Origin of the sequence: Flavobacterium psychroterrae (assembly GCF_018380615.1) — a bacterium.
GTDB lineage: Bacteria > Bacteroidota > Bacteroidia > Flavobacteriales > Flavobacteriaceae > Flavobacterium > Flavobacterium psychroterrae.
Map to the genome: position 1 here is coordinate 1 of NZ_JAGYVZ010000053.1, position 8,769 is coordinate 8,769.

At 32.5% G+C, this 8,769-nt stretch carries 2 protein-coding genes; both read left to right on the plus strand.

Translation table 11 applies throughout. The features are described from left to right. Positions 1 to 283, plus strand: a 283-nt coding sequence (locus KHA90_RS24670) for a phosphopantetheine-binding protein (RefSeq protein WP_213308142.1), incomplete at its 5' end; no start/stop codon positions are given. 187 nt (positions 284 to 470) lie between these two features. Next, on the plus strand, positions 471 to 8,769 hold an 8,299-nt coding region (locus KHA90_RS24675; RefSeq protein ID WP_213308145.1), incomplete at its 3' end, for a non-ribosomal peptide synthetase.

Consider the following 8,769-nt stretch of genomic DNA (forward strand, 5'->3'; position numbering starts at 1 on the left):
ACAATATGTTGCTCCGGTAACTGATCTGGAAATCGAATTGGTAAAGATCTGGCAGGAAGTTCTGGGAGTAGAAACAATTGGTATCACGGATAATTTCTTTGAACTCGGCGGACATAGTCTTAGTGCAACTGTTGTTATTAATAAAATCATGAAATCATTAAATATAGAAATTTCATTGAGAGATTTTTTATTTAAAAATGACATTCGTGGTATTGCAGAAGTTATTAGCGAAAGAGAATGGCTAACAACAGAGGTTAGCTTTAAAAATGAGATAATAATATAGTGATTTTTAGATATTCAGCCAAATGATAAAGACTTATTATCTATTATATCTATAGAATAAAAGTATATATAAACGATTAGTTTTTAGAATTTATCCCCATTATTAATTACAATTTACATAGGAAAAAGAAACTATAATTGGAAAAAGTGGTTAACCATTTTAGTTAAAAAAATCAAATAATTGGACAATGAGAGAGTTATTAAGCAAGCTTAGAGAGAATAAAATTCATGTTTCTTTAGAAAACGAAAATCTTAAAATTAAATTTGATGATAAAGAGATTTCAAATGTATTTTTAGAAGAAATAAAGAGAAATAAGGAACAAATTATAGCGTTTTTAAAAGACAGCATTAAATCTCATAATGTCTATCAGCCCATTTTGCATACTCGAAAATCAGAATGGTATCCCTTATCATCTTCTCAATATCGCTTATGGATATTATGTCAATTGGATGGTGGATTATTAGCTTACAATATCCCGGCGGTTCTAAAATTAAAAGGAGCTATTGATTCGCATAAATTTGAAGAATCATTTCGCATTTTAATTAATCGACATGAAATTTTAAGAACTTGTTTCAGAACAAATCAAAAGAGTGAAGTTAGTCAGTACATCTTACCAATATCATCGATAGATTTTAGAATACAAATTGAAGACTTTACAGCAATAGAAAACCAGAATGAAATTGTATCTGCTTATTTAGACGAAAAAAATAGTATACCGTTTGATTTAGAACAAGGCCCTCTATTACGAGTTTATTTGATAAAATTAGAAGAAGAAAAATATATATTTTATCTGTCCACACATCATATAATTATTGATGGCTGGTCAATGCAACTATTATTATCAGAGGTTACTGAAATCTACGGCGCACTTATTCAGAATACTACGGTAAATTTACCTGAATTAACTATTCATTACAAAGATTATAGTGCATGGCTAACGCTGCCTGAACAGGAAGAGAAACAAAGAGCTTCAGAAGCATATTGGCTTGACCAGTTTAAGGGGGATTTACCAGTTTTAGTGGTGCCTGCTAATAAGACAAGACCGTTAATTCAAACCTATAACGGAGATACAATAACGCAGCAATTCTCAAAAGGATTCCTGAATAAATTAAACACATTTTCAAAAGAACAGGATATTACACTATATGTAACATTAATATCCGGTATTACTAGTTTATTAAACAGATATACGGGACAAAATGATATTATTATTGGTACTCCAATTGCAGGAAGAGAACATCCTGATCTGGAAAATCAGTTAGGATTATACTTAAATACACTTGCGATAAGAACGCAGTTTGAAAATGGTTTTACTTTTTTGGATTTATTAAAAAAAGAAAAACAAACCATATTAAAAGCGCATGAACACCAGAGTTATCCTTTTGCTGAATTAGTAGCAAAATTAAACTTAAAAAGAGATCCAAGCCGTTCGATTTTGTTTGATGTCATGATGGATTTAAGAAATCAGCCACAGACCAAAAACACAGATAATGCATCAGCCGGTTTTGAAATTAGTAATTATGAATTCAAAAGCAAAACGGCTAAAAATGATATCAATTTTGCTTTTACTGAAACTACAGAACTGGGTTTGTCAATTGATTATAATACAGATATCTACCAGGGTCATTCGATAAAAAAAATGTTTTCTCATTTTGAAAATCTGTTAACACAATTAATAGATTATCCAAATGTTGATATTCAGCAATTGGAGTATCTGACATCAGAAGAAAAAGACCAATTACTATTCGGATTTAATGCAACAGAAGAAAATTATCCGGATAAAAACATCTTAGGTTTATTTCAGGAACAAGTGCAGTTATCCGGTTCTGAAATTGCAGTTATTTCTGAATCTATAAAATTAACTTACAAGGAACTGGATGATTTATCCAATCAGTTTTCACATTGTTTAAAAGATAATTACGGAATCTCAAAAGGAGACAAAGTGGGGATTCAGTTAAATAAAAATGAATGGGCTATTATTTCGATATTGGGTATTTTAAAAGCAGGAGGAACTTATATTCCTATTGATGCTGAACTGCCAAATAAACGTAAATCATTCATTATTGAAGATACAGCATTACAACTTTTGATTACGGAAGCTTCATATGCTTTGGATCTTTTTGATTTTTATGAAGGTAGAACGCATGCAATTGATGTTGAATTTGACCCGTCACAATTTTCATCTGAAGCGCTGAATTTAGTATTAAGCAAGGATGATCTGGCTTACATTATTTATACTTCCGGTTCAACCGGACAGCCAAAAGGCGTAATGATCGAGCATGGTTCTTTTATGAACTATATTACCTGGGCAAAATCATTTTATTTGTCCGGAAATCCAGCGAATACAAATTTTGGACTGTTTACTTCATTATCGTTTGATTTGACTATTACGAGTTTGTTTCTGCCTATATTAAGTGGAGGTATTTTGGAGTTTTTCAGCTCAGATAGTGAAATATCAAATGTCCTGAAACAATATTTAAGCAGTAACATATCTTGTATAAAATTAACTCCTGCGCACATCAGTGTTTTGGACAATTTAGGTATTAAGTCAGATAGTTTAGAAATTGCTATTGTAGGAGGAGAAGAACTGCGTCAGACACACGTATCAATTTTAAAGAAAATAAATCCTTCGATAAAAATTTATAATGAATATGGACCAACAGAAGCTACTGTAGGCTGTACAATTTATGAGGTCAAATCATCAGAAGAAACTATTTTAATAGGAAAGCCTGTTGCCAATACCTCGATTTATATTTTAAATCCATCAAATGTATTACAGCCTTGTGGCATTTCGGGAGAAATTTATATAGGAGGTTCTTCGCTTGCAAGAGGATATGTAAATCGTACTGATCTGACTGAAGAAAAATTTATTGAAAATCCATTTAATAAGAAAGAGCGTCTCTATAAAACTGGTGATTTAGGAAAGTGGCTTCCTGATGGAAACATCGAATATTTGGGCAGATTAGATCATCAGGTAAAAATACGCGGGTATCGTATTGAACTTGGAGAAATAGAAAGTGCAATTTTAGAATATTCTGAAGAATTAAAACAAGTTATAATTGATGTAAGGGAAATTAATAACGAAAAGGCGCTGGTTGCTTATTTCGTTTCCGAGTCAAATATTGATAAATCTACTTTGCGTAATTTTCTTCTGGTCCGATTACCGGAATATATGATTCCTGTTTTTTATGTGGCTATGGAAAGTTTTCCATTGACTTCTAACGGTAAAATAAATAGAAAAGCATTGCCTAATGTAGAAGGAGAGGATCTTATAAGAAAAGAGCATAAGGCACCCACAAACGAAATTGAAGAGAAATTAGTAACAATTTGGCAAGACAGTTTAGGAATAAATGAGATTAGCATCTTGGATAATTTTTTTGAATTGGGCGGAGATAGTTTAAAAGCGATTCGTTTAATTAGTCAAATTCATAAAATATTTGATGTTAAGCTCGACCTAAAAGAAGTTTTTTCTAAAGCAATATTAGAAGATCAGGCTGTATTGATAGCACAGGGTAATAGGATTTCATTTTCAGGTATTCCAATATTGCCGGAAAGTAAAAGTTATAAATTATCCTCTTCACAACGCAGATTATGGGTATTAAGCCAATTTACGGAAAGCAATGTAGCGTATAATATTCCTGATGTTTACGAATTTGTAGGGAATTTAAATACACAGGCATTATCTGCTTCTTTTACAGCTTTGTTGGAGCGTCATGAGATTTTAAGAACTGTATTTAAGGAAGTTGAAAATGGAGAAGTAAAGCAGTTTGTACAATCTGTTGCTGATTCAGGATTTACTTTAGCTTATGATGATTTACGTAATGAAAATGATAAAGATCAAAAGATAAGTGAGCATATTCAGCTTAACTTTTTAGAGCCTTTTGACTTAAGTAATGGTCCATTAATACGAGGCAATATCTATCAAATAGCAGATGATAAATGGATATTTACTTATGTAATGCATCACATTATCAGTGATGGATGGTCAATGGAAATTTTGATAAATGAAGTATTAAGAAATTATAATGCATTTACAAATAATGTATCAAACCCGGCAACACCTTTACGCATACAGTATAAAGATTTTGCAGCCTGGCAGCAAGACCAGTTAAATAGTGAAGAACTAGAGGGGCACAAAACATATTGGCTGAACCAATTATCAGGTGAATTACCGGTACTGGATTTGCAAGGTGATTATATACGACCAAGTATCAAAACCAATAATGGGAAAATAGTTAATAAGGTATTTAATTCGGATATCCTGAACGGTATCAAATTACTTGCTCAGGAGCAAGGAGGTACATTATTTATGGCATTACTTACGGCTGTAAATACATTGTTACATCGATATACCAATCAGGAAGATATTATAATAGGCAGCGTTGTGGCTGGCAGAGATCACGCAGATTTAGAAGATCAGATTGGATTTTATGTAAATACATTAGCATTAAGAACTCAGTTTAGCGGGAGCAATACTTATAAAGAAGTACTGGAACAAGTAAAAGAAACGACTTTGGATGCTTATAAACATCAAAGCTATCCATTTGATGAGTTGATTGACGCTCTGGATTTGCAAAGAGATATGAGCAGAAATCCTCTGTTTGAAGCTGTTGTAGTACTTCAAAATGCAATAAAAAACGACAATAATCACAGTTTAAATGAGCTGTTGGTGAATCCTTATAAAAATAAGCAAAACGTAAATAGTAAGTTTGATTTGCTGTTTAATTTTGCAGAATCCGGTGACAGTTTAGAGTTGATTTTACAGTATAACAGGGATATTTATACAGTAGAAACAATTCAGCTTTTAGTGCTGCATTTAGAACAATTACTGGAAGCTATTATAGCAAATCCAATTGTGCCAATAAACAAATTACAATATATTGGTAATGAAGAATTGCACGAGCTGCTTTATGAATTTAACAATACAGATACGGTATATCCGGCGGATAAATCAATTGTAGATTTGTTTCAGGAGCAGGTAAAAAGAAATCCTGATGCTACTGCGGTAGTTTTTGAAAATGAAAGACTTACGTATAATGATTTAAATGATAAATCTAATCAGCTTGCGCATCATTTAGTACATGGTTTAGGGGTCCAAAACGGTGATACAGTTGGTATAATGTTAGACCGTTCCGAAAAAATACTTATTTCAATATTTGCAATTTTAAAATCCGGAGCAGCATATGTTCCTATTGATTCTGATTATCCAAAACTCCGTAAAGATTATATCATAGAAGACACAGATATAAAAGTACTGATTACACAAAGTGATCTTATTTCTGATCTTGATTATACTGGGGTAATTTTTAAAATGGATACTCAATTTGAATCACTTACAGCCGATGTAATTGCCATAGACACTGTAATCAAACCGGATAATCTGGCTTATATTATGTACACTTCTGGTTCTACGGGTGCTCCAAAAGGAGTTATGGTTGAGCATCAAAATGTAGTAAGGCTAGTGAAACAAACCAATTATGTGGCATTTAATGGTGATGATGTAATTCTGTCTTTATCAAACTTTGCATTTGACGGATCCGTTTTCGATATTTTTGGAGCGTTGTTAAATGGAGGTTCAATAATTGTTCCCCTAAAAGAGGTTTTTCTGGATTCAGATCAATTAGGTGAAATTTTACGTTCAGAAAAAGTTTCGATGTTTTTCATTACTACAGCGTTATTCAACTCTTTTGTAGATAATGTAAAAATAGATTTACCGGATTTAAAATATATTTTATTTGGAGGAGAATTAGTTTCTTTAGAACACACAAGGAAATTTAAAAATCTACGCCCTTCAGTTCATCTTCATCACGTATATGGACCAACAGAAAACACTACATTTTCTACCTATTATTCGATTGATTCTATAAGAGATAATGCAACTACAATTCCTATTGGTCAACCAATAAGCAATAGCAAAGTTTATGTTATTGACGCAATGAATTCGCTATGTTCGAGAGGAGTCGTGGGAGAAATTTGTGTTAGTGGTGATGGATTGGCACGTGGATATTTGAATAAACCGGAATTAACAGCTGAAAAATTTGTTGATAATCCATTTGAAACAGGCACAAAAATGTATCGTACCGGGGATTTAGGACGATGGTTGCCAGATGGAAGTATTGAATTTATAGGACGCAGAGATGCTCAGGTTAAAATTCGTGGATTCAGAATAGAACTGGGGGAAATTGAAAATGCCCTTGGAAAACAACCCGGAATTATAACAAATGTTGTATTAGCATTAACCACAGCCAGTGGTGACAAAGAATTAGTGGCTTATTTCACAGCAGATGAAAATTTAAGTACGACCACAATTCGTTCCAGTTTAAACAAATTTTTGCCGGGCTATATGATTCCTTCTTATTATATACAATTAGAAAAGTTCCCTTTGAACTCCAGCGGGAAAATTGATAAGAAATTATTACCGCAACCTGTAGGAGATGATCTGTTGAGTTCAACCGAATACGTAATGCCCAGAAATGAAACAGAAGAGCAACTTTTGTATATATGGAAAGAATTATTAGGGAAAGAAAAAATAAGCGTAACCGATAACTTTTTTGAGATTGGAGGACACAGTTTAAAAGCCATTCGTTTAATTGGTCAGATCCATAAAATATTTAATGTTAAGATCGATTTAAAAAGTATTTTTTCAAAACCTACATTAGAAGATCAGGCAATTTTAATCGCACAAGAACATAGAAGTGCGTTCTTAAATATTGCTCCTTTACCGGAATCTGCCAGTTATGAATTATCATCTTCACAACTAAGATTATGGGTTTTAAGTCAATTTGAAGAGAGTAATGTTGCTTATAATATGCCGGATGTATATGTCTTTGAAGGAAATTTAGACGTAGATGCTTTGTCTTTTTCTTTTGAAACTTTACTGCAGCGTCACGAAATTTTAAGAACAATATTTAAGCAAGATAATGATGGTAAAGTTCAACAATACATTCAATCTTTAGAGACGGTAGAGTTTAAGATTGGTTTTGAGAATTTACGCAATAAAAAGAATAGTGAAGAACTTGCAAGTCAGTTTATTAAGTCCGATTTTTCTAAACCTTTTAATTTAGCAGAAGACCTTTTACTACGAGCGCATATCTATCAAATATCAGATCATAAATGGATATTTACCTATGTTATGCATCACATCATTAGTGATGGTTGGTCGATGGGGATTTTATTAAAAGAACTATTGCAAAATTATAATGCAAAAATTAAAGAAGAGTTATCTGTATCAGAGCCTTTATCTATTCAATATAAAGATTTTGCTGCCTGGCAAAAAGAACAATTAAGTGGAGAAAAATTACAATATCATAAAACATATTGGTTAGATCAGTTCGTTGGAGAATTACCAATTTTAGAATTATCAGGAGACTATTCACGACCATTAGTAAAAACATATAATGGTGGATTAGTAACCAGAAAAGTTAATTCAAATTTAATAAAAGGCATTAAAACTCTTTGTAATGAACAAGGCAGTACGTTGTTTATGGGATTACTTGCAGCAGTAAACACTTTGTTATATCGCTCAACAAATCAAGAGGATATAATTTTAGGAAGTGTAATAGCCGGAAGAGAGCATGCAGATCTGGAAGATCAAATAGGATTTTATGTGAATACATTAGCCTTGAGAATGCAATTTGAAGGAAGTAATAGCTACTCTGAACTTTTAAATAAGGCAAAAGAAGTAACTCTGGGAGCCTATGAGCATCAAATTTATCCTTTTGATGAATTGGTAGATACTTTACAGCCAAAAAGGGATATGAGTAGAAATCCTTTATTTGATGTTACTATAGTTTTACAAAATTCGGAAACATATTCGGATAATGAATTTAGTGATTTAATTGATTTGTCAGTTCGTTCTTATGAAGGAGAAAAAACAGTTAAAAGTAAGTTTGATCTTGCCTTTGAATTTATAGAAATTGATTCTGAATTGCAGGTTGGTATAACTTACAATACTGATATTTATACTAATAGTACCGTAGAAAGATTATTAAATCACTTCGAGCAATTATTAGAGGCAATTGTTGCAAAACCTCATACTTCAATTGCGGAATTAAGCTATTTAACAGCGCAGGAAACACACCAATTACTAGAAATTTTCAATGCTACAACGGTATCTTATCCTGAGGATAAAACGATAGTAGATCTTTTTGAGGCGCAGGTATTGCGAACTCCTAATAATATTGCCGTTGTGTATGAGGATGTACGACTAACTTATCAGGAACTTAATGAAAGAGCCAATCAGTTAGGGGCGTATTTAAGGGTTACTTATGGAGTTGGTCCGGATGATTTAATAGGCATTCGTTTAGAACGCAGCGAGCTGATGCTGATTTCTATTTTAGGAATCTTAAAAGCCGGTGGCGCCTATGTTCCTATTGATCCGGGTTATCCTGCAGAGCGTATCAGCTATATAGAGAAAGACAGTAACTGTAAAGTGGTTATAGATCGTGAAGAACTGTTGTCATTTGATAAAGTTTGTACTGATTTTG